The following is a 21,247-nucleotide window of genomic DNA, read 5'->3' on the forward strand; positions in this document are numbered from 1 at the left end:
AGCCCGCGCTGACAGGGCTTCCAGCTCCTACGCTGTGACGGAGGCGGACATGGAGGGCCCGTGGGCGACCCGCACCCCGAGCATGCCCAGTTGCAGGCGGACCGGATCTACCTGGGCTGGCAGTACGCGCTGCTGTACCCGGATCCCGGGCCGCCGCCGAAGCGACCGGCCAGGGAGGACGTCACCGAGCCCGCGGTGGACACCGAGTGGGTCCACCGGGAGCGGCTCCAGAAGGACCTGCTCAACCGCCCGGTCAAGATCTTCCGTACGTTCATGGCCGTGGTGGCCGCGGGGATCCTGGTCCTGGGTGTGACCGGCCTGCTCACCTGGTCGTTCGTGATGCTCGGCCTGGTCGCGGCGGGCGGCGTGGCCGCCATCTGCACCTACGCCATCCGGCAGGGCGACCGTACGGTCAACGAGCGGCTCGACGAGCGCCGCCGCAAGGCGCTGCGGGAGCAGGAGCGCCGGCAGCGGGAGATCGTCACGGCCCAGGAGGAGCACGCCGCGAAATATCGCGACTGGGCCGAGAAGAAGAGCCGCTTCGACCAGCAGATCACCTGGTACGCCGTGGCGGTGCCCGACGAGATCGACCGGGTCGACGTGGCGGGGGGCACGCTGACCGGCTGGTCGGCGCTGGTGACGCTGATCGGCGCGACCCGCCTCTACAGCGGCGGCCACCTGACCGTGCTCGACCTGTCGGAGGGCGCGATCGCCAAGGACCTGATCGAGCTGGCGCGCCGGGGCGGGGACGATCCGCTCGTCTGGGTGCTCCCGGTGGACCTGCCCCGGCTCGACCTGGGCGCCACGCTCAAGCCCGAGGCGTTCGCCGACGTGCTCGCCCACGTGGTGAGCGTCAGCGAGGAGACCAGCAGGGACATCGGCTTCGACAACGCGATCCTGGAGCGCGTGCTGGAGGTCCTCGGCGAGAACGCGACTATCAGCCAGGTCACCGCCGCCCTGCGGGCGCTCGCGCAGGTGGGCGACCCGCGCGACGACATGAGGTGCGGCCTGCTCACGGCGTCGCAGCTCGAACGCATCGGCACGCTGTTCGGCCGGGGCGTGGCCGACCGTGTGGTCATCGAGCGGGCGTGGGCGCTGGAATCCCAGCTGCGCAAGCTGGAGACGCTCGGCTCCGAGGCCGTACGGCTGCCGCCCGCGCGGCTGCGGGTGGTCAGCATGGACCGGCAGGCGGGGGTCTTCGGCAACCGGGTGCTCGGGACGTACGTCGCGACCGCGCTCACGCACATCCTGCGCCAGTCGCCGGCCAGCGAGCGGCCCTGGTATCACACGATCATCGTGGCGGGCGCGGACAAACTGCGCGGCGACGTGCTCGACCGGCTCATGGACGCCTGCGAGACCTCGCGCACCGGGCTCGTGCTGACCTATCGCAGCCTCACCCCGACGGTGCGGGAGCGGCTCGGCCGGGGGCACGCGGCGGTGGCGTTCATGCGCCTGGGCAACGCCGAGGACGCCCGGGTGGCCAGCGAGCATGTCGGCACCGAACACCGCCTGGAGCTCGCCCAGCTCACCGAGACGTTCAGCTCGGCGGTCAACGGACCCAGCGGCTTCTACACCTCCACCGTCGGCGAGAGCCGTACGGAGGGGGAGGAGAAGGGCGAGGGCGACCTGCGGGAGGACATCACCGAGTCGACCGAGTGGGGGCGGCGCGCGCCCACGGTCGCCGACGGGGTCCTGCAGCGGTCACGGGAGTTCCTGGTCGAGCCGCACCAGCTCCAGCAGCTTCCCACGACCTCCGTGATCATCACCTACTCGACGGCGGAGGGACGCCAGGTGCGCCTCGCGGACGCGAACCCCGCGATACTCACCTTTCCCAAGACGACGCTGGGGGAGTTCGAGGAGATCCGCCGGGCCGCCCTGGCGCCCAGGAGGCCCGAGCCTGAGCCGGAGCCGGAGGAGACCGCGCTGCCCGACGTTCCTCCCAACCTCGGACCCCCGCCGCCCCGTCTCGACTGGCGCAGGCGGTCATGAGCGTGCCGGGTGCGCTGCCCGACGTTCCCCGCTGTGTTTTCCCACCGGTGGGACCCCCGCCGCCCCGCCTCGACTGGCGCAGGCGGTCATGACCGCGTCCCAACGCCGCAGGCGGCCATGACACCGTCCGTTGCGGGTAAGGGCATCGTCAACCGGGGTGTGCGGGCGTGATCGTTGAAAGAGTCTCTCCCCTGTTCGTCGTCACCTGAGGGGTCTGATGCAGCCGTTTCCCCTGAGCGGGCCGTGGTACCGGATTCAGGCGATCACCGCCCCATCGCGTAGTTCGTCCGCGGAGTGGGACTTCGTCGCGGTGCTCCCCGCGGTCCTGTCCGCCGCGCAGCGCAACCGGCCGTTCGTCATCGGCTGGCTGTCGCGGGGTTCGGGTGCGCCGCTGGAGCTCATCACGAACGCGGGACCGCTCACGCCGCCGAAGCCGCCGAAGCGGGCGGCGACCACGCCCGAACCGCCGGTCACCGGCCCGCAGCCGCTGCTGTTCCCCGGCGGCGCGCGCGGCGTGGAGATCGGCGACGAGTGGCTGGCCGATCTCGCCGACCTCGTCTGGACGCCGTGCCCCGGCCGTCAGGCCCCGCCGCTGTACGGCAGGCGCGAGCCGGAGCCCGACGAGACCAAGCGGCCCACCTTGTTCGAGTCGACGCTGGTCACGCTCATGTCCCGGCCGTTCGCGTGGGTGGTGGTCGCCGAGCCGACCGACCTGCTCGACGCCGAGGTGGCCCACCTGCGCACCCAGCTCAACGTGCTGCGCCAGTACGGCGACGCCTCCGAGCGGTCGCGCTTCGACGCCGAGCGGGCCGAGCGCAGGATGCAGGAGCTGGACGCCTTCCGCGAGGCCGGGCTGTGGAACGTCCGGGTGCTCGCCGGTGCGGCCGGCCCCGACGAGCTGCGCCAGATCGCGCCGGTGCTGGTCGGCTCGGTGGAGATGAGCCACCACCCCTACCGGCTGCGCAGCGCGATGTCGCTGCCCGCCCTCAGCGGTGACGGCACCTGTGAGTCCGTGTACGGCTTCGGCGAGGCGCTGGCCGTCAACCTGCAGGACTCGGCCGACGGCGCGGCCGCGCCGTTCGCGGCGACGGCCGGGGCGCTCGCCGCGCTCGCCGGGCTGCCGCGCCGTGAGGTGCCGGGGGTCCGGGTGCTCGACGCGGGCTTCTTCGACGTGACCAGCGAGGCCGAGGTCGAGGGCTCGGCGGAGACCGTCGACCTCGGCGCGATCGTCGACGGGCAGGACCGCGCCGTCGGAACGTTCCGGGTGCCGCTGGCCACGCTGAACCGTCACGCCTTCGTCACCGGCGCCACCGGCTCGGGCAAGTCGCAGACCGTGCGTCACCTGCTCGAACAGCTCACCAAGGCGGGCATCCCGTGGCTGGCCATCGAGCCGGCCAAGTCGGAGTACGCCGCGATGGCCGGCCGGGTCGAGCACCTGGCGCCGCTGACCGTCATCAACCCCTCGGCGCCCGACAACGTGCCGATCAGCATCAACCCGCTCGCGCCCGAGCCCGGCTATCCCGTGCAGGCCCACATCGACATGGTCAGGGCGCTGTTCATGGCGGCGTTCGACGCCGAGGAGCCGTTCCCGCAGATCATGTCGCTGGCGTTGCAGCGTGTCTACGAGGCCAACGGCTGGGACGTGGTCACCGGAGGCGGGATCCCGGGGGCCGCCGTGCAGCCGGCCGTACCGACCCTGGAGCAGCTCCAGCAGCACGCGCTGGAGGTCATCCAGGAGATCGGGTACGGCAACGAGGTCCAGGCCGACGTGGAGGGCTTCATCAGCCTGCGGCTGCGCAGCCTGCGCGTCGGCAGCGCGGGCCGGTTCTTCGAGGGCGGCCACCCGGCCGACATCGGCGGCCTGCTCCAGCGCAACGTGGTGCTCGCGATCGAGGACGTCGCCAACGACGAGGACAAGGCGTTCCTCATGGGCACGCTCATCATCCGCATCGTCGAGCACCTGCGGATGCGCGCCCGCTCCGAACCGCGGGGCGAGGACGGCGCGGGCGGCCTGCGGCACGTCATCGTCATCGAGGAGGCCCACCGGCTGCTGCGCGACCGGGGCTCCCAGCGGGCCTCCACGCACGCCGTCGAGTTGCTGGCCGGGATGCTCGCCGAGATCAGGGCGTACGGCGAGGGCATCATCGTGGCCGAGCAGATCCCGACCAAGCTCGTCTCCGACGTGGTGAAGAACACCGCGCTCAAGGTCGTGCACCGGCTCCCGGCCGAGGACGACCGCGCGCTCGTCGGCGCGGCGATGAACCTGAGCGAGGACCAGTCTCGCCAGGTGGTGTCTCTCCAGCCGGGGTACGCCGCGGTGTTCGCCGACGGCATGGACCGGCCGCTGCGCATCCTGGTGCCGCTGGGCGAGGACCGCGAGCGCGAGACGCTCGGCCCGGTGCCGCCCATCTGCGGGCGCCGCTCGGCCGCCTGCGGGCGCGAGTGCCGTACGGGCAAGGCGTGCACGCTGGTCGAGCTGCGCGAGGCGGACCTGCTCGCGGTGGCACCGGAGTGGGCCTGGCTGCGGATCTGGACCGACACGGTCGTGCTGGCGTTCGTGACGAACCGGTCGCTGCCGGGCGTGCCGCGCGTGCTCGCCGACATCTGGGCGGAGCTGCCGGCCAAGCGGCGCGAGTGCCTGCTGGCCACGCTGGTCGAGCGGTCGGTGTCGCGCCGCGCCTGGTCGCTGCGGACGTGGTTCGACCCGGCGCTGCTCACCGAGAAGGCCGCCGAGGTCGCCGCCGGGCTGCTGGCGGCCGGTCAGGCGGACGGCGCGGAGAGCGAGCCGCCGATGCGGGCGGGCGAGCGGCCGGGCGCGGCCTGGGTGATCCCGCAGGTCCGCTGGCTGCACGAGGTCGACAGGTTGTTCCCGTTCGGGCATGCCGCGCCCAACCTGCGCAGCCCCGCGCCGGCGATGGAGTATCCGCTGTTCGGCACCGACCCCGCCGGCCGGCCGTACCCGCACCAGGGGGTCAACGGCGCCGCGCCGGCGGAGGGCGGGGTCGCGGTCGGCGTGCGCACCGAGCTGCTCGGTCACCGCGCCAAGGCGCTGCGCCACCACCCGCTGTCGATGGAGGTGGACCGCAACCGCGCGCTGGCGTGGCGGGTCATCCTGGGCGACGACGAGCACGAGGGCATCCAGCGCGACGTGACGACGGTCGCCATCGGGGTCGAGCCGCGCGAGCGGGTCAAGTACGTGGCCCAGACGATGAGCGCGGGCTGGCTGGAGACCGTGCTGTCCTGGCCGCACCGCTTCGTGCTGCCCTTCGACGGCGACGCCCCCGCCGAGATCACCTTCGACGCGTGATCGTGTGGTTGTCGTACGCATGGCCCCTGACCTGGGGCCGAACCTTCCGTGATCATGCACAAACCGCGGCGGTGCCCCGTCTGCCTGGGCGAAAGCCGTACGTGATCGTGCAGTTGCGCGGAATCGCCCTCCTGAGGAGGGGCATTAGGATCGCGTCATGAGTCAGCTTCCGTTGCGGGCGCAGCTCGCCAGCGCCCTCGGCCGCACGGCCGCGACGCTGTCCAGGGCCACCGGGCGTGGCGACGGCTCGGTGATCGGCGGCAGGGTCGGCCTCATGCTGGAGCCCGACCTGCTGCGCAAGCTCGCGGCCGACCGCAAGCTCGTCCTGGTCAGCGCCACGAACGGCAAGACCACGACGACGCGTCTGATCACCTCGGCGCTGCAGGAGCTCGGCGACGTGGCGACGAACGCGTTCGGCGCCAACATGCCCGCCGGGCACGTGTCGGCGCTCGCCTCCAACAAGGACGCGCCGTACGGCGTGCTCGAGGTCGACGAGAAGTACCTCCCCGAGGTTCTCGACACCACCGCCGCCGGCATCGTCTGCCTCATGAACCTGAGCCGCGACCAGATGGACCGGGCCGCCGAGATCTGGCTGCTGGCCCAGAAGTGGCGGCGCGCGCTCGCCGGCAAGCCCGTCCACGTGATCGCCAACTGCGACGACCCACTGGTCACCTGGGGCGCGTCGACCGCCGCCCGGGTCACCTGGGTGGCGGCCGGGCAGCGCTGGCGGGAGGACTCCTGGTGCTGCCCCGAGTGCGGCGGCCCGCTCGACCGCGCCGGGTTCGGCAACGGCGGTCAGGGGCTGACCCCGGCCCAGGTGGCCGACACCAACTGGGCGTGCCGTGAGTGCACCTTCCGCAGGCCCCAGCCGAGCTGGCTGCTCGACGGGGAGTACGTGACCGACCCGCGCGGGCAGCACTGGCGCCTGGACCTGCAGCTTCCCGGCCAGGCCAACCGGGCGAACGCCGCCGTCGCGCTGGCGGTCGCCGAGACGCTCGGGCTCGACCCGGCCCGGGCGCTGCCCCGGCTGCGCGCGGTCACCTCCGTCGCCGGGCGTTACACGACCGTCGAGCGGGACGGCCGCTCGCTGCGGCTGCTGCTGGCCAAGAACCCGGCCGGCTGGCTGGAGGCGTTCGACGTCGCCGACCCGGCGCTGCCGATCATCTTGTCGGTGAACGCGCAGGGACCGGACGGCCGCGACACCTCCTGGCTGTGGGACGTCGACTATCGCATCCTGCGCGGCAGGCCCGTCTTCGTTACCGGCGAGCGCCGGCTTGACCTGGCGTTGCGGCTGGCCGTGGCCGGGGTGCCCTTCCAGCTGTGCGAGTCGTTCGAGCAGGCGGTGACGGCGCTGGCGCCCGGCAAGATCGACGTGATCGCCAACTACACCGCGTTCCAGCAGATCCGAGCGGAGTTCGGCCGTGCAGTCTGAATTGTCCATTGTCTGGATTTATCCCGACCTTCTCAGCACGTACGGCGACCAGGGGAACGTCCTGGTGCTGGAGCAGCGGGCGCGTGCCCGGGGCATCCCGACCCGCACCGTTCACGTGCGCTCGTCCGATCCCGTGCCGCAGCAGGGCGACGTCTACCTGATCGGCGGCGGCGAGGACCGGCCGCAGATCCTCGGGGCCGAGCGGCTGCGCCGCGACGGCGGCCTGCACGCCGCGATCCAGCGCGGCGCGGCCCTGCTGGCGGTCTGCGCCGGCTATCAGATCATGGGCACGGTGTTCGGCGGCGATGAGGGGCAGCCGGTGCCCGGCATCGGCCTGCTGGACATCAGCTCGGGGCGGGGTGAGCGGCGCGCCGTCGGCGAGCTGGCCGGCGAGGTCGACCCCGCGCTGGGGCTGCCCATGCTGACGGGATTCGAGAACCACATGGGCGTGACCAGGCTGGGGCCGGGGGTGCGCCCGCTGTCGCGGACCGTCGTCGGCACCGGCAACGGTGACGGCACGGAGGGCTGCTACGCGGGACGTGTCATCGGCACCTACCTGCACGGGCCCGCGCTCGCCCGCAACCCCGCGCTGGCCGACCTCCTGCTGAGCTGGGTGACCGGGCCGCTGCCGCCGATCGACGACAGCTGGTATCAGGCGCTGCGCGACGAACGCCTGCGCGCCGTGCTGCCCGGCTGACGCGGTTCCGGTCGCGCCCGGCTGACGCGGTTCCCGGTCGCGCCCGGCCCCGGCGGGCGGGCGCGACCGTGCGCGGAGGTCAGTAGACGAGCGCCTGCACGCCCTCGCCCAGGACCTCCTCCACGAAGGTGGGGGCCCCGGCGATGCGCACGCCGTCGATCACGTCGTCCACGGTGATGTTCCTGCGGGCGGCGCACTGCGTGCACAGGGTGACCCTGCCCGCGGCGAGCACGGCGTCGAGCATGTCCTCCAGCGGCGCGGCCTCGGCCAGGGTGAACTCCTTGGCCCGCCCCGGCAGCGCGAACCACGAGGACTCGCCCGTCAGCCACAGCGAAACCGGGACACCGCTCGCCAGCGCGGCCGCCGCGACCGTGAACGCCTGGTTGCAGCGTTCCGGGGCGTCCGCCCCGGCCGTCACCTTGATGACCAGTGATCGTGCCATGCCGATGCCCCTTCCGCCGGTTCCCGCCCCGTCGCGTGCCGCTCCGCCCGGCGAATCCGGGCGATCGCGGCACTGGCAGCGTCCCGTGATCTTTCCAAGCCTACTGCGGTCGCCCAGCCGGCGCCTCGCCGCGTTCCCGCCCCGCCCACAGCCGTACGCGTCGGGCAGTCGGCGTGAGCCGTTGTCGTCCGAGGGGCCGCTCGCGCGCCTCTAAGCTCGTCATCATGGACGTACATCCCGACCTCGAGCCGATCGCCTTCCTCCTGGGCCGCTGGGAGGGCGCCGGGGTGATCGGCTATCCCACCATGGAGAGCGCCAACTTCGGCCAGGAAATCGTCTTCGGACACAACGGGAAGCCGTTCCTGACCTATCAGAGCCGCACATGGCTGCTCGACGCCGAGGGCGCCAAGGTCCGGCCTCTGTCCACGGAGACGGGGTTCTGGCGGATCCAGCCCGAGCGCCAGATCGAGGTGTGCCTCGCGCATCCCACCGGCATCGTGGAGATCTACGTGGGGGAGGTCGTCTTCCACAAGATCGAGCTGCGAACGGACGTGGTCGCGCGGACCACGACGGCCAAGGAGTACAACGCGGGCCACCGGCTCTACGGCCTGGTCAACGGCAATCTCATGTACGCCTACGACATGTCGGCGATGGGGCACCCGCTGCAGTCGCACGCCTCGGCGGAGCTCAAGCGGGTCGGCGACTTCGAGGAATAGAGACGTCGGCGACGTCGAGGAACAGTGCGGAAAAAGAAAGAACCCCGGGCGCGCTCCGCCTCCTGAAGAGGCGGGCCGGCTGGACCATGGCCGGGACGGAATCGTCCGCGGCCGCCGGCTGCCCGGGGTTCCGGTGTCTGTCGAGGATTCGCCGGGACGTCGTACGACATCCAGACGGAGGGTCCAGATGGACGAGTCCTAGCGGACAGCCACCTCGCTAGCCCAAGAATGATCAACCATTGTTTGGACCACCTCCCTTCTGCGTGCCTTCACGCTATGCGAGCGGCACGAGCGCGGGCAAACGATTAATCCGGCGAACTTCCCACCGCTCCTGCGACGGCCGCGGCGATGCCTCGCCCGGCCACGCGGAGAAGGGCGCGATCAGTCGCGCACGACCTAAACTCTGGGCATGGCCGAGACTTGGCACGAGGAGCTGCGCGCCCGCGGTTACCGGATCACCCCCCAGCGGCAGCTGGTGCTCGAGGCGGTCAGCCAGCTCGGGCACGCCACTCCCGAAGACATCTGTTCCCGTGTGCAGGAGACGGCTCGGGGAATCAACATCTCGACCGTCTACCGGACCCTCGAACTGCTGGAGGAGCTCGGCCTCGTCACGCACACCCATCTCGGGCACGGCGCTCCGACGTACCATCTCGCCTCTGAGGCGGATCACGTCCACCTCGTCTGCCGGGGATGCGGAGAGGTGACCGAGGTGGCCCCCGCGCTGGTCGACGGTCTGGTCTCCGCCCTCGACACCGAGCTGGGCTTCGCCACCGACGTGCGTCATCTCACGGTCTTCGGTCAGTGCCGGAACTGCCGCTGAGCTCCCGGCAGATGATCTAGACCTGCCCCCGTTTGGGGCGGGATGCGACGTACGGGTAGTTTTGCATTGAGTCTCGGCGTCGCTGTCTGTCAGGAGTAGCCGTGACCGTAGACACGGACGCCGCCAGGCGGCGGATAATCGACCTCTTCATGTCGCAGGAGAAATCGCTGCTCGAGCGGTGGGCCCGGCTCTCCGGGATGCCCGGGGACGAGCTCCGGGACCTGCACCAGGCGCTGCGCGCCGCGCTCGGGAGCGAGCAGCGCGACCTCACGGACGTGCGCGGCCTGCTCGCCGAGGTGTCCCGCGCACGGGCCAGACAGGGCTACACGCCCTCCGAGACCGCGCGGGCCGTGTTCTCGCTCAAGGAGGCGGTGTACGAGCTGATCGAGGCCGACGGGCAGGCAGAGGCGCTGCGCGGCTTCGTGTGGTTCTCCCGTCTCATCGACGACCTCGGCCTGTACACCTTCGAGACCTACACCGCCGCCCGCGAGAAGATCATCCTGGACCAGGCCGAGCAACTGCTCGAGCTGTCGACGCCGGTGGTGAAGCTGTGGGAGGGCATCGTCGCGGTGCCGCTCGTCGGCACCCTCGACTCGGCCCGCACGCAGGTGGTCATGGAGAAGCTGCTGGAAACCCTGGTGGACACCGGCTCCGAGCACGCCGTGATCGACATCACCGGCGTCCCCGCGGTCGACACGCAGGTCGCCCAGCACCTGCTCAAGACCGTCGTCGCCGCCCGGCTGATGGGCGCGGAATGCGTGATCTCCGGCATCCGCCCGCAGATCGCGCACACGATCGTCACGCTCGGCATCGAGTTCGGCGACATCGTCACCAAGGCGTCGCTCGCCGACGCGCTGGCGTACGCGCTCAGACGCAGCGGCGTCGAGATCGAGAACACGACGGGGACGCGGATCGCGGTCCGGGCGGAGCGCGTCTGATGGAGCGCGTGCCGGTCCTCAAGCTCGGCGACATCCTGATCGTCTCGATCCAGATCGACCTCGACGACCAGAGCGTCCTGGCCCTGCAGGAGGACCTGGCGGACCGGGTCGTGGCCACCGGGGCGCGCGGGGTCATCATCGACATCACCGCCGTGGAGATCGTCGACTCCTTCATCGGCCGGATGCTGTCCACCATCGCCGCCATGACGCGCATGCTCGACGCCGAGACCGTGGTGGTCGGCATGCGTCCCGCCGTGGCGATCACGCTGGTGGAGCTGGGACTGTCGCTCGGCGGGGTGCGCACCGCACTCAACCTGGAGAAGGGCGTCGCCATGCTGGAGCATGTCAGGGGCGCCGCGGGGTGAGCGGGCCGCCGGAGCTGCCCATCACCACCAACGGTGACGTCGTGCTGGTGCGCCAGCAGGTCAGGACCGCCGCGGCCGAGATCGGCCTGTCCCTGGTCGACCAGACGAAGATCGTGACAGCGGCCAGCGAGCTCGCCAGGAACGCCCTCGTCCACGCGGGCGGCGGCCGGGTCCGGATCGAGGTGGTCACCAACGGCCCGCGATCCGGCCTGCGGCTGGTCTTCACCGACAACGGCCCGGGTATCCCCGACGTCGAACAGGCGCTGACCGAGGGCTGGAGCACCGGCGGCGGTCTCGGCCTCGGGCTGAGCGGGTCGCGCCGGCTCATGGACGAGTTCGACCTGGTCTCCGCACCCGGCGAGGGCACGACGGTGACGGTGACCAAGTGGGCACGGTGACCAGATGAGCACGGTGACCAGATGAGTGCGGTGACATCGCGGTGAGGAGCCGGCATGAGGACGTCTGGATTCGTACGGCGGATCCGAGCGTGATCGGCGCGGTGCGCAGGTCCGCCGTGGCCCTCGCGGCGGCCGCCGGGTTCGGGGAGAACCGTACGGGCCAGGTGGCGGTCGCGGTCACGGAGGCCGTCTCGAACCTGGTCAAGCACGCCGTCGACGGCGTCGTCCTGCTGCGCCCCCACGTGGAGCGGGCGGGCACCGTCGAACTCGTGGCCGTCGACAGGGGACCCGGGATCGCCGACCTCGCCCGCGCGCTGCGAGACGGCTACTCGACCGCCGGAACGCTCGGCATCGGCATGGGCGCCATCGCCAGGATGGCCTCCGGATGGGACGTGCACAGCATGCCCGGCCGCGGCACCGTGCTGGTCATGCACTTCACCGCCGACGGGGCGCCCGGCCCGCCGCTGCGGGTCAGCGGGATGCGCCGGCCGATCGGCGAGGAGAGCGTCTGCGGCGACTCCTTCGCCTTCGTCGACACCGGCACCGCGATCACCGTTCTGCTCTGCGACGGGCTCGGCCACGGCGGCGCCGCCGCGCACGCGTCCCGCGAAGCCGTACGGATCTTCCTGGACGATCCCGACGCCCCGCCCGCCGCCGTGCTCGAACGCGTGCACCGGGGGCTGAGCCACACCAGGGGCGGCGCGGCCGCGGTGGCCAGGGTCGAGCGGGAGACCGTGTGGTTCGCCGGCCTGGGGAACGTCTCGGGCTGGATCGCGCACGCCGAGGGCAGACAGGGGATGATCTCGCAGCCCGGCATCGCCGGACACCAGGGCAGGCACCCGCGGCAGTACGAATATCCGCTGCCGCGGCACGCCACCGTGGTGTTGCATTCTGACGGTCTCACCGACCGGTGGGACCCCGCCGCCTTCCCCGGCCTGTTCGCGCACTCCCCGGCCGTCGTCGGCGCGACCCTGCTGCGCGAGGCCGGCAGCCGCAGAGACGACGCGTGCGTGGTGGCGGTGAGGCAGAGACCATGACCGGTGACCCGCTCGCGCGCGCCGACCTCCGCAGGGACCAGGACGTCTTCGCGGTACGGCGGCTTGGCCGGCAGATCGCCGAGCTGGTCGGCCTGGAGGCGCAGGACCAGGTCAGGGTGGCGACGGCGCTCAGCGAGATCGGCCGGGAGGTGCTGGCCCTCGGCGCCGAGGGCCGCGTCTCCTTCACCCTCGGCAACGATCGGCTGATCGTCACCGTGGACTACCCGGACGGCGGCGACCTGCGGCCGAGCGAGGGGCTCATGCTCGCCGGACGACTGGTGGACGAGGTGGCCCTCGCCGAGGGCGAGGGACGGGTGACGCTGGTGAAGCGGATACCCGGGCATCGGCACCGCCGGTCGCCGGAGACCGTACGCGACGGGGTGGCCCGGCTCGCGCCCAGCACGGCGATGGAGGAGCTGCGCGAGCAGAACCAGGAGCTCGCCACGACGCTGGAGGAGGTGCTGCGGCTCAACGCCGAGCTGGCCGAGACCAACCAGGGCGTCATGGCGCTGTACAACCAGCTGTCCGCCGAGCTCGAGGAGACCAACCGCGGCGTCGTCGCGTTGTACGCCGAGCTGGACGAGAAGTCGTCGCAGCTCCGCCAGGCGGCCGAGGCCCGGCAGCGGTTCTGGGCCAGCGTGAGCCACGAGCTGCGGCTGCCGCTGACCTCGATCATCGGGCTGGTGCGGCTGCTGCTCGGGCCGGGAGGCGAGCCGCTCACCGGGGAACAGAAGCACCAGGTCGAGCTGATCGGCGGCAGCGCCGAGACACTGCTGGCCCTCGTGGGAGAGCTGCTCGACCTGGCCAAGGCCGAGTCCGGCCGGCTCGATCCCCAGCCGTCGCTGGTGGACGTGGCCGATCTGGCCGAGCGGCTGCGCCTGATGCTGGCCAGCGCGGACCGGGCCGACGAGGTCGCGCTGGTCGTCGAGGTGGCCGACGATGTCGGCGAGGTGTTCGTCGACGAGATCATGCTGACCCGGATTCTGCGCAACCTGCTGTCCAACGCGCTGAAGTTCACCGAGCGGGGCGAGGTGCGGCTGACGGTCGCGGTCGAGCCCGCCACGGCCGAGGTCGCCTTCACCGTCTCCGACACCGGCGTCGGCATTCCCGAGGAGCACCGGCAGCGCGTCTTCGAGGAGTTCTTCCAGGTGCCCGGGCCGCTCCAGCTCAGGTCGAAGGGCACCGGGCTCGGCCTGCCGTACGCCAGGAGGCTGGCCGAGGCGCTCGGCGGCACGATCGAGCTGGCCAGCGCGGTGGGCGAGGGCACGACCGTCACGCTCCGCCTGCCGCACCGCGTGGGCGCGCCGGAGGTCGGCCGCGTGCTGGTGGCCGACGACGACGCGGACTTCCGCACGCTGGCCAGGCAGATGCTTTTCGGCTACGCCGCCGAGGTGGACGAGGCCGCCGACGGTGCGGAGGCCCTCGACCGCATGCGGGAACGGGTGCCGGACGTGGTCCTGGTCGACCTGTTCATGCCCCGGCTGGACGGCAACCTCCTCATGCAGCGGATGGCCGAGGACGAGCGGCTGCGCAGGGTTCCGCTCGTCGTCGTGTCGGTCGCCCCCATGCAGCCGGAGGACCATCGGCACCGGGTGCTGTGCAAGCAGGGGCTGCGCCGTGACCAGCTGGTGGAGACCATCAGGGAGGCGGTCGTGGCCGAGGGCGGTGGTGAGGCCGGATGAGCGACGCCGTGGCGACCGTGCTGGTGGTGGACGACGTGCCCACCAAGCGCTACATCCTGGCCAGCTGGCTGCGCCGGGCCGGCCATCGGGTGGTCGAGGCGGGCGGCGGCGAGGAGGCGCTGGCCCTCGTCGCCCGGCTGCGGCCCGATCTGGTCGTCCTCGACGTACGCATGCCGGACCTGGACGGCATCCAGGTCTGCGAGACGATCAAGGCGAATCCGGCGAGCGCGTCGATCCCGGTCATCCAGGTGTCCGGCAACGCGGTCTCCGCGGCCGACCGCGCCGAGGGCCTGGAGCGGGGCGCCGACGCGTACCTGTCCGAGCCGATCCAGCCCGACGAGTTCGCCGCGACCGTGCAGGCGATGCTGCGGTACTACCGGGCCCGTCAGCGGGCCGAGCGGATGGCCGAGCGGCTCGGCCTCCTCGCCGAGATCACCCTCGGGATGAACGAGGCGGAGGACTTCGACCGGCTGCTGTCCGTCGCGGCGGAGGGGGGTTCGCGCCTGCTGGGTCGGTACGCGCGGGCGCTGGCGATTACTCCGGACGGAAAGCTGCGGCGGTACGCCGCCCGGCCCGGCGAGAAGGCGGTGGCCCGGCCCGTCCACCCCGACACCCTGCTGCGGCTGAGTGATCTGTCTCTCGGGGACGCGGCCGGCGTGCAGACCTTCGAGGTGGACAGGCACACCTGGGAGACGGTCGTCCCCGACAGCGACGTGCGGAACCGGTTGGCGGGCGTGCTGTGCCGTACGAAACACGGCAGGCCGCCCGCCTACCTGGGCGTGGAGACCGAGGCCTCGCTCGACGGCGACGAGCTGAGCCTGCTGCGGCAGTTCGGGCAGGCCCTGGCTCTGGCCGTCGACTCGGCCCGCGCGTACGCCGAGGAGCACACGATCGCGCTGACCCTGCAGCGCAGCCTGCTGCCGGAGCGGATCCCCCAGATCCCCGGCCTGCGGATCGTCGTGCGCTACCAGCCGGCTGTGGACAACGTCGAGGTCGGCGGCGACTTCTACGAGGTCCTGCCCCTCGGCGAGCGGGTGCTGGTCGCGCTCGGCGACGTGCAGGGCCACTCGCTGCACGCCGCGACGGTGATGGCGGAGTTGCGCAACGCGCTGCGGGCGTCGGTGATCGACGAGGTCGATCCCGCCCGGTCGATGGGCCTGCTCAACGCGGTCCTGCGGCGCTACCACCCGGGCATGACGGCGACCGTCTGCCTGATGCTGATCGACCCGGCGACGGGGGAGACCGAGATCGTCAACGCCGGCCACATCCCGCCGCTCATGGCGGGGAAGGACGCGGCATACCACGGGTTCGGCAATCTGCTGCTCGGCGTGGCCGACGAGCAGTACCGCGTGGACCGCGTCCGCCTGCCCGGCGACGCCACGGTGCTGCTGTTCACCGACGGCCTGATCGAGGACCGCGACAAGCTGCTGGACGAGAGCCTGGAGATCGCCCGTCAGCAGGCCGAGGACGTGGGCGACGATCTGCAGGGCTTCTGCGACCGGCTGATCGCCACCTTCGGCGCCCGCGAGGACGACGTGGCGCTGGTCGCCCTCCGCCGCGTGCCGCCGCCATACGGGTGACTGTCCACAGGGAGCGGGCCGCGGCCATGCCGACGGCGGGAGACCGAATAGCCTTGGAACCATGCGGAGCCCTTTGCTTGACACACCTGGCGCGGTGGCCGCGCAGGCACCGGACGAGACGGTCGCGGCCCACTACGGCGATCCCTACGCCGAGCAACGCGCGCTGGCCGGCGGGCGGGCGCTGGTCGACCGGAGCAACCGCGAAGTCGTGCGGATCAGCGGGCCCGACCGGCTGAGCTGGCTCAACAACCTGAGTTCGCAGAAGCTCGACACCCTCCAGCCGGGCGCCCCCACCCAGACTTTGCTGCTCGACCCGCAGGGCCGCGTCGAGCACCACCTCACGCTCGTCGACGACGGCGAGGCCGTGTGGGCCCACGTGGAGCCGGGCACCTCCGCCGAGCTGGTCGCCTTCCTGGAGAAGATGCGTTTCATGCTGCGTGTCGAGGTCGCCGACGTCACCTCGGACTACGCGGTGGTCTCCCTCGCCCCGCCCGCACCGGTGCCCGGCGCCGACGCGGCCGGGCCGGGCACGGGGTCGCCGGCGTCGCCCGAGGGCGCCGTCGCGATGGGCGGCGACCTGCTCGTGCCGCGCGAGCGGCTCGGTGGCCTCCCGGACGCTCTGGGCCTGCGCCCCGCCGGCCTGTGGGCCTACGAGGCGCTGCGCATCGCCGCTTTCGTTCCCCGGCTCGGGTTCGAGACCGACCACAAGACGATTCCCCACGAGGTGGGGTGGATCGACGCGGCCGTCCATCTGAGCAAGGGCTGCTACCGGGGGCAGGAGACGGTCGCCCGCGTGCACAACCTCGGTCACCCGCCCCGCCGTCTGGTCTTCCTGCACCTCGACGGCAGCGTGGACCGGCTGCCGCCGCACGGCGCCCCGGTGACCCTCGGCGTCGGCACGCCGGTCGAGGCCGAGCCGGAGGCCGCCGTGGAGGGCTCCGCCGAGCCCGGCCAGCTCGGGTTCGTGGGTTCGTCGGCGCGCCACTACGAGCTCGGCCCGATCGCCCTCGCGGTCGTGAAGCGTACGGTGCCGGTGGACATCGACCTGCTGGCGGGCGGCGTCGCGGCGAGCCAGGAGGTCGTGGTGCCGCCGGACGCCGGGCGCAACGTGAAGATCGACCCCGCCCTGCGCCGCCGCATCCGTTAGGGAGAGCCCCGGCGGCGGTGCGCCGCCGGGGATCAGACGTCCAGAACCAGCGTGATCGGGCCGTCGTTGGTGAGGGTGACCTTCATGTCGGCACCGAAGACGCCCGTCTCCACCCGCGCGCCGAGCGCCCTGAGCTCGGCCACCACGGCCTCCACCAGGGGCTCGGCCACCGGGCCGGGCGCGGCGGCCTGCCAGGTGGGCCTGCGGCCCCTGCGGGCGTCGCCGTACAACGTGAACTGACTGATCACGAGCAACGGCGCGCCGATGTCGGAGCACGACTTCTCGCCGTGCAGGATCCGCAGTCCCCACAGCTTGGCGGCGAGCCTGGCGGCCTCGGCCCGCCCGTCGGTGTGGGTGACGCCCACGAGCACGAGCAGGCCGGGCTCGTCGACGGCGCCGACGACCTGACCCTCCACCACAACGGACGCGGAAGTGACCCGCTGTACGACCGCACGCATGGCCCCGAATTCTGCCACGTCCGCGCGCTTCATAGACTGCCCGCTATGTCGGAGATGGTCGTCGAGGTGGTCCGGTCGGGGTTCGTCGAGTCGGTGCACCGGGCACGCGTCCATGTGATCGGGGCGGACGGCGCTCCGGCTCTGGTGCGCGGCGACACGGCGAGTCTCGCGTCGCCGCGCTCGGCCATGAAGCCCCTGCAGGCGCTCGCGATGGTCCGGGCGGGCCTGCCGCTGGAGAACGAACTGCTCGCGCTCGCCGCCGCGAGCCACAGCGGCGAGCCCTTCCACATCGACGGCGTGCGGAAGATCCTGGCGGGCGCGGGGCTGGACGAGACCTTCCTGCGCTGCCCGGAGGACCTGCCCCTCGACGAGCAGGCCCGCCGCCAGGTCCTGCGGGAGCACGGCGACGCCCGCAGGATCCTCATGAACTGCTCGGGCAAGCACGCCGCGATGCTCGCCACCTGCGTGGTCAACGGCTGGCCGGTCGACGACTACCGGCACCCCGGCCACCCGCTGCAGCGGGCGATCCGGGCCACGGTGGAGGAGCGCACCGGGGAGCGGGTCGCGGCGACCGGCGTGGACGGCTGCGGCGCGCCGCTGTTCTTCGTCTCGATGGCGGGGGTGGCGCGGGCGTTCCGCGGTCTCACGCTCGCCCCGATCGGCACCCCGGAGCGGCGCGTCGCCGACGCGATGCGCGCGCACCCCGAGTGGACGAGCGGCACGACCCGGGCCGAGAACGTGCTGATGCGGGCCGTGCCCGGGCTGCTGGTGAAGTCGGGCGCGGAGGCGTTCGACGCCTTCGCCGACGCCGAGGGCAGGGCCGGGGCCGTGAAGATCGTGGACGGCGGCGGCCGGGCCCGCGTGCCGGTCACCGTGGCCGCCCTGCGCGCCGCCGGAATCGACGCCCCCGAACTGGCCGGGCTGGCGACCGCCCCGCTGTTCGGCGGCGGTGTCCCGGTCGGCGAGGTCCGCGTCCGCCCCGCCTGACCGCCGGGCCGGCCACCTCCGGCCGATCACTTCCAGACGCGGTCGAGGAAGTCGGCGATCAGCGGGGCGATCTCGGGGAGCCGGTCCTCCAGCGCGAAGTGGCCGGTGCCCAAGACATGTAGTTCGGCGTCGGGCAGGTCACGCAGGTAGGCGTGGGCCCCGGGCTCGGGGAAGAACGGATCGTCGCGGCCCCACGTGATCAGCGTCGGCGGCCGGTGCTCGCGCAGCCAGGACTGCCAGAGCGGATACCGCTCAACGTTGGTGTGGTAGTCGAAAGCCAGGGCCACCTGGGCCTCCTTGCGCCCCGGCAGGTCGAGGAAGTGCTGGTCGAGGGTCCAGCCGTCCGGGGCGACCAGCCGGGGATCGGCCGTGCCGCCCTCGTACTGGCCGCGGGTCGACTCCAGCGTCAGCAGGGCGCGCACCGTGTCCTCGTCGCCCTCGGCGTCCGGGCGCAGGGAGATGAAGGCGCGGGCGCCGTCCGACAGCCCCTCCTCGTACGCGTTGCCGTTCTGCACGACCAGACCGGTGATCCACTCGGGGTGCCGCGTCGCGAGCCGGAAGCCCACCGGAGCGCCGAAGTCGAAGACGTACATGACGAACCGGGTCAGCCCGAGCCGCTCGACGAAGCCTTCCATCACCTCGGCCAGCTTGTCGAAGCTGTAGGCGAAGCCCGCGGGCGCCTCGGTGTGCCCGAAGCCGGGGTAGTCGGGCGCGATCAGCCGGTAGCGGGCCCCGAGCACGTCGATGAGCCGCCGGAACTGGTGCGAGGCGGACGGGAACCCGTGCAACAGCAGCATCACGGGGGCGTCGTCGCCGCCCTCGTCCGGCACCGACTCGCGGTAGAAGACCCGCACGCCCCCGACGTCGACGTGCCGGTGGAGCGTGCGCGGAACGGTGATCGACATCATGACTAATGCCTCCTAATGCTTAAGATGCATTAGTTGTAGCGTCTCTCCAACTAATGTGTCAACGACGCGAGATAGCATTAGCCACATGACGGATCTCGCTCCGCTGACCGGGGAGCCGCTCGCCCTCGACCTGATCAACACGCGGCCCCGCACCCAGGACGGCCCGGCCGACCTGCTCGCCACCGCCGAGGGGCTTCGGGCGTGGCTGACCCTGCAGGAGAGCCGGCTCGCCGGCGCGCTGCCGGAGGGCGGGGATGCGCCGCTCACGGACGGCGACCTCGCGGCGGCGGTGCGGGCGGTGCACGAGGTGCGTGATCACGCGGCGGCCGCGATCGATCGGGCCCGCCGGGGCCTGCGGCCGCCGGAGGACGCGCTGCGCGGCCTCAACCGGGCGCAGCGCGCGGCGCCCGCCGTCCGCGCGCTGACCTGGGACGGCACGGCCGTGACCGCCGTGGCGCGCAGGGACGGCCCGCCGGGCGCCCGGCTGGCGGCGGTGCTCGCCGAGGCGGTCGCCGAACTGCTGACCGACCCGGCGGTCACGACCGTGCGGGAGTGCGCGGCCGATGACTGCGTGATGCTGTTCCTGCCCGCGCACCCACGCAGGCGCTGGTGCTCGGCGGCGAGGTGCGGCAACCGGGCCCGCGTCGCCCGGCACTACCGGCGTCGCCGCACCCTCGACTCGCAGGCCGCCGAGTCGGACCTATGACCTATAGGGAACGGAACTGGCGGGAGGTCGAGATGGCCCCCGAGGTGGTCATGACGAACGTCCGCATCGAGTCGGCGAACCTGGACAGGTCCCACTCGGCCGGACCCTGATACCAGTACAGGTGGTCGGTCTGCCGCCCGTTGCCGTTGAACGCGCTGACCACCCGCGCCCACCGGTCCACGCTGTCGAAGATCACCGCGTACGGCAGGTAGCGGGAGAACAGCTCCACGCGGTGGCCGGCGGGGACGTCGTCGACGCTCGCCCGGCCGAGATACTCGCGGAAGCCCAGTGTGTGCGCCAGGGCCGCGGCGCCCTTGGCCGTCTTGGCCGGCATGTACTGGGCGCCGAAGGCCAGCGCCGCTCCGGCGATGATCAGGGCGAGCCCCAGCAGGCCGTAGGTCGTGAACCAGGCGAGCAGGACGGTGGCGACCACGCCGAGCGCGACGGCGACCAGACCGATCGTGGTCCAGCGGGACCGCACGGAGTCGGGCCGCCGGGCGAACCAGCCCTGCGCCACGACGTCCTGATACAGGGCGTCGCGCACCGTGGCCAGGCGGGCGGCGAACGACCCGTGCAGCTCCGACAGCAGCACCCGGTCGCGGCCGTCGAAGATCGCGTCGTAGAGGGCGCGCTCGTAGGGCAGCAGCTCGCCGATCGGGGCGCCGGGCAGCCTGACCAGGCACCAGTCCGCGGCCTCGTAGGTCTGGCGCGGCCGCTCGTCGATCCGCAGATAGTTGCGCACGGCGAGGTCCACGATGGTCGCGGTCACGTCGACCACGTCGGCCTGCTCGTCGAACAACGTGCCGATCTGCCCGGGACGCACGCCGTCCGGCGGGCTGAAGCGACCGTCGCGGTGGCCGCTGACCGGGCCGGACTCGGCGCCGACCACGCGGGCGTCACGGCCCCGCGTCCAGTACAGCAGCGCCACACCGCCCAGCAGCAGCACCAGCAGCGCCGCCAGAGAGCCGCCGGTCACCGCGTTCACCGTGAACGCGGTGGACAGCTCGAACCTGCGCTCCAGGATCGGCCGCGCCCCCGTCGCCCCCTTCGGATAGCCGACGACGACCGTGAGCGTCTGGCCCTCCCCGAGGCCCTGCTGTTCGAAGGTGGAGGTGGCGCCGGTCTCCTCGACCGAGGCGCCGGTGCAGGCGATGGCCGCGCTGAGCTCACCCGCGAAGCACGACAGGTTCTGCACCCGGCCGGGGCCGGTCACGGTGACGACCGCGTCCTGCACGGGGCCGGACACCGCGAACCAGCGCAGTTCCTCGCCCGATGCCGTTGGTGTCACGGCGCCGGTCACGTCGTACTCCACCGTGCCCTTGAACGTCAGGGTCTCCCCGTCGTACGAGCCGCCCTTGACGTTCGAGATGCGGTAGACGCGGTCGTGGCCGTCGTCGAAGCGGGTCCGGGTGAGCGGCGTGCGCCGCACCGTCTCGCCGGCGGGAGCGACCGTCTCCTTCACGTGGAGCACGCCGTTCTCGCGGAGCTCCATCGTCACCTCGTCCTTGGCGACGGGAGCCTTGGCGACGGAGGCAGCGGCGTGCGCGGGGGAGGCGGCGAGGACGGCGAGCAGTGCCGCCAGTCCGAGCCGGCGCGCGAGATCCACCATGGGCCGCAACCCTATCGGTCCCGTTACCC

General features: G+C 72.4%; 19 protein-coding genes. 15 read left to right on the forward strand and 4 right to left on the reverse strand.

The window, feature by feature from the left end; all coding sequences use genetic code 11:
• Nucleotides 1-60: 60 nt before the first annotated feature.
• From ACQPZZ_RS05305 to ACQPZZ_RS05320, 4 genes are all read left to right on the forward strand, one after another.
• Nucleotides 61-1,989 carry a hypothetical protein gene (locus ACQPZZ_RS05305; protein ID WP_432929492.1) on the forward strand — a complete coding sequence of 643 codons (1,929 nt, stop codon included), beginning with the start codon at nucleotides 61-63 and terminating at the stop codon, nucleotides 1,987-1,989.
• A 217-nt stretch (nucleotides 1,990-2,206) separates the two neighbouring features.
• Nucleotides 2,207-5,296 (forward strand): ATP-binding protein, encoded by a 3,090-nt coding sequence (locus ACQPZZ_RS05310; protein WP_432929494.1) that lies wholly within the window; start codon nucleotides 2,207-2,209, stop codon nucleotides 5,294-5,296.
• A 157-nt stretch (nucleotides 5,297-5,453) separates the two neighbouring features.
• Entirely contained in the window at nucleotides 5,454-6,728 is a 1,275-nt protein-coding gene (locus ACQPZZ_RS05315; RefSeq protein ID WP_432929496.1) for a MurT ligase domain-containing protein, read from the forward strand.
• Nucleotides 6,718-7,425, forward strand: a complete 708-nt coding sequence (locus ACQPZZ_RS05320) for a type 1 glutamine amidotransferase (protein WP_432929497.1) — start codon at nucleotides 6,718-6,720, stop codon at nucleotides 7,423-7,425. Before ACQPZZ_RS05315 ends, ACQPZZ_RS05320 begins: the two co-directional genes overlap by 11 nt.
• Nucleotides 7,426-7,504: 79 nt before the next feature.
• Here the strand turns inward: ACQPZZ_RS05320 and ACQPZZ_RS05325 are convergent, their stop codons facing one another.
• Complete coding sequence (locus tag ACQPZZ_RS05325; RefSeq protein ID WP_363641959.1) at nucleotides 7,505-7,867, reverse strand: DsrE family protein; 363 nt, start codon at nucleotides 7,865-7,867, stop codon at nucleotides 7,505-7,507.
• A 224-nt stretch (nucleotides 7,868-8,091) separates the two neighbouring features.
• Here ACQPZZ_RS05325 and ACQPZZ_RS05330 point away from each other — a divergent pair, with 224 nt between their 5' ends.
• The 9 genes from ACQPZZ_RS05330 (at nucleotide 8,092) to ACQPZZ_RS05370 (ending at nucleotide 16,550) form a co-directional block, all read left to right on the forward strand.
• Nucleotides 8,092-8,583, forward strand: coding sequence for an FABP family protein (locus ACQPZZ_RS05330; RefSeq protein ID WP_346227433.1), 492 nt, complete (start codon nucleotides 8,092-8,094; stop codon nucleotides 8,581-8,583).
• 409 nt (nucleotides 8,584-8,992) lie between these two features.
• Nucleotides 8,993-9,403 (forward strand): Fur family transcriptional regulator, encoded by a 411-nt coding sequence (locus ACQPZZ_RS05335; protein WP_363641955.1) that lies wholly within the window; start codon nucleotides 8,993-8,995, stop codon nucleotides 9,401-9,403.
• Nucleotides 9,404-9,504: 101 nt separating this feature from the next.
• Nucleotides 9,505-10,341, forward strand: a complete 837-nt coding sequence (locus ACQPZZ_RS05340) for an STAS domain-containing protein (RefSeq protein ID WP_432929500.1) — start codon at nucleotides 9,505-9,507, stop codon at nucleotides 10,339-10,341.
• Entirely contained in the window at nucleotides 10,341-10,706 is a 366-nt protein-coding gene (locus ACQPZZ_RS05345) for an STAS domain-containing protein (RefSeq protein ID WP_363641951.1), read from the forward strand. Before ACQPZZ_RS05340 ends, ACQPZZ_RS05345 begins: the two co-directional genes overlap by 1 nt.
• Nucleotides 10,703-11,104, forward strand: a complete 402-nt coding sequence (locus ACQPZZ_RS05350; protein ID WP_432929502.1) for an anti-sigma regulatory factor — start codon at nucleotides 10,703-10,705, stop codon at nucleotides 11,102-11,104. The genes ACQPZZ_RS05345 and ACQPZZ_RS05350 overlap by 4 nt, the downstream gene beginning before the upstream one ends.
• A 41-nt stretch (nucleotides 11,105-11,145) precedes the next feature.
• Complete coding sequence (locus ACQPZZ_RS05355) at nucleotides 11,146-12,141, forward strand: ATP-binding protein (protein WP_432929504.1); 996 nt, start codon at nucleotides 11,146-11,148, stop codon at nucleotides 12,139-12,141.
• Nucleotides 12,138-13,823, forward strand: coding sequence for an ATP-binding protein (locus tag ACQPZZ_RS05360; RefSeq protein ID WP_432929506.1), 1,686 nt, complete (start codon nucleotides 12,138-12,140; stop codon nucleotides 13,821-13,823). The genes ACQPZZ_RS05355 and ACQPZZ_RS05360 overlap by 4 nt, the downstream gene beginning before the upstream one ends.
• Entirely contained in the window at nucleotides 13,820-15,403 is a 1,584-nt protein-coding gene (locus tag ACQPZZ_RS05365) for a SpoIIE family protein phosphatase (RefSeq protein ID WP_432929507.1), read from the forward strand. The genes ACQPZZ_RS05360 and ACQPZZ_RS05365 overlap by 4 nt, the downstream gene beginning before the upstream one ends.
• Nucleotides 15,404-15,464: 61 nt before the next feature.
• On the forward strand, nucleotides 15,465-16,550 hold the full coding sequence (locus tag ACQPZZ_RS05370) for a YgfZ/GcvT domain-containing protein (protein ID WP_432929509.1): 1,086 nt from the start codon (nucleotides 15,465-15,467) through the stop codon (nucleotides 16,548-16,550).
• A gap of 32 nt (nucleotides 16,551-16,582) precedes the next feature.
• On the opposite strand, the gene dtd is transcribed toward ACQPZZ_RS05370, so the two are convergent.
• On the reverse strand, nucleotides 16,583-17,008 hold the full coding sequence (gene dtd / locus ACQPZZ_RS05375; protein WP_363641939.1) for a D-aminoacyl-tRNA deacylase: 426 nt from the start codon (nucleotides 17,006-17,008) through the stop codon (nucleotides 16,583-16,585).
• A 45-nt stretch (nucleotides 17,009-17,053) separates the two neighbouring features.
• On the opposite strand from dtd, the gene ACQPZZ_RS05380 reads away from it, so the two are divergent.
• Nucleotides 17,054-17,995 carry an asparaginase gene (locus tag ACQPZZ_RS05380; RefSeq protein WP_432929511.1) on the forward strand — a complete coding sequence of 314 codons (942 nt, stop codon included), beginning with the start codon at nucleotides 17,054-17,056 and terminating at the stop codon, nucleotides 17,993-17,995.
• Between the two features lie 26 nt (nucleotides 17,996-18,021).
• On the opposite strand, the gene ACQPZZ_RS05385 is transcribed toward ACQPZZ_RS05380, so the two are convergent.
• Nucleotides 18,022-18,903, reverse strand: a complete 882-nt coding sequence (locus ACQPZZ_RS05385; protein ID WP_432929512.1) for an alpha/beta fold hydrolase — start codon at nucleotides 18,901-18,903, stop codon at nucleotides 18,022-18,024.
• 85 nt (nucleotides 18,904-18,988) lie between these two features.
• Here ACQPZZ_RS05385 and ACQPZZ_RS05390 point away from each other — a divergent pair, with 85 nt between their 5' ends.
• The gene (locus ACQPZZ_RS05390) at nucleotides 18,989-19,609 is read left to right on the forward strand and encodes a CGNR zinc finger domain-containing protein (RefSeq protein WP_432929514.1); all 621 of its coding nucleotides are present in this window, start codon (nucleotides 18,989-18,991) and stop codon (nucleotides 19,607-19,609) included.
• A 1-nt stretch (nucleotide 19,610) separates the two neighbouring features.
• Here the strand turns inward: ACQPZZ_RS05390 and ACQPZZ_RS05395 are convergent, their stop codons facing one another.
• Nucleotides 19,611-21,218 (reverse strand): DUF2207 domain-containing protein, encoded by a 1,608-nt coding sequence (locus tag ACQPZZ_RS05395; RefSeq protein WP_432929516.1) that lies wholly within the window; start codon nucleotides 21,216-21,218, stop codon nucleotides 19,611-19,613.
• Nucleotides 21,219-21,247: the final 29 nt, after the last annotated feature.

It is taken from the genome of Microbispora sp. CA-135349 (assembly GCF_050947365.1).
GTDB lineage: Bacteria > Actinomycetota > Actinomycetes > Streptosporangiales > Streptosporangiaceae > Microbispora.

What these genes read in the sequence shown, in the direction of transcription:
- ACQPZZ_RS05310 (WP_432929494.1), top strand. Translation starts at nt 2,207, where the DNA reads ATGCAGCCGTTTCCCCTGAGCGGGCCGTGGTACCGGATTCAGGCGATC.
- ACQPZZ_RS05315 (WP_432929496.1), top strand. Translation starts at nt 5,454, where the DNA reads ATGAGTCAGCTTCCGTTGCGGGCGCAGCTCGCCAGCGCCCTCGGCCGC.
- ACQPZZ_RS05325 (WP_363641959.1), bottom strand. Translation starts at nt 7,867, where the DNA reads ATGGCACGATCACTGGTCATCAAGGTGACGGCCGGGGCGGACGCCCCG.
- ACQPZZ_RS05330 (WP_346227433.1), top strand. Translation starts at nt 8,092, where the DNA reads ATGGACGTACATCCCGACCTCGAGCCGATCGCCTTCCTCCTGGGCCGC.
- ACQPZZ_RS05335 (WP_363641955.1), top strand. Translation starts at nt 8,993, where the DNA reads ATGGCCGAGACTTGGCACGAGGAGCTGCGCGCCCGCGGTTACCGGATC.
- ACQPZZ_RS05345 (WP_363641951.1), top strand. Translation starts at nt 10,341, where the DNA reads ATGGAGCGCGTGCCGGTCCTCAAGCTCGGCGACATCCTGATCGTCTCG.
- ACQPZZ_RS05360 (WP_432929506.1), top strand. Translation starts at nt 12,138, where the DNA reads ATGACCGGTGACCCGCTCGCGCGCGCCGACCTCCGCAGGGACCAGGAC.
- ACQPZZ_RS05365 (WP_432929507.1), top strand. Translation starts at nt 13,820, where the DNA reads ATGAGCGACGCCGTGGCGACCGTGCTGGTGGTGGACGACGTGCCCACC.
- ACQPZZ_RS05370 (WP_432929509.1), top strand. Translation starts at nt 15,465, where the DNA reads ATGCGGAGCCCTTTGCTTGACACACCTGGCGCGGTGGCCGCGCAGGCA.
- dtd (WP_363641939.1), bottom strand. Translation starts at nt 17,008, where the DNA reads ATGCGTGCGGTCGTACAGCGGGTCACTTCCGCGTCCGTTGTGGTGGAG.
- ACQPZZ_RS05380 (WP_432929511.1), top strand. Translation starts at nt 17,054, where the DNA reads ATGTCGGAGATGGTCGTCGAGGTGGTCCGGTCGGGGTTCGTCGAGTCG.
- ACQPZZ_RS05385 (WP_432929512.1), bottom strand. Translation starts at nt 18,903, where the DNA reads ATGATGTCGATCACCGTTCCGCGCACGCTCCACCGGCACGTCGACGTC.
- ACQPZZ_RS05390 (WP_432929514.1), top strand. Translation starts at nt 18,989, where the DNA reads ATGACGGATCTCGCTCCGCTGACCGGGGAGCCGCTCGCCCTCGACCTG.
- ACQPZZ_RS05395 (WP_432929516.1), bottom strand. Translation starts at nt 21,218, where the DNA reads ATGGTGGATCTCGCGCGCCGGCTCGGACTGGCGGCACTGCTCGCCGTC.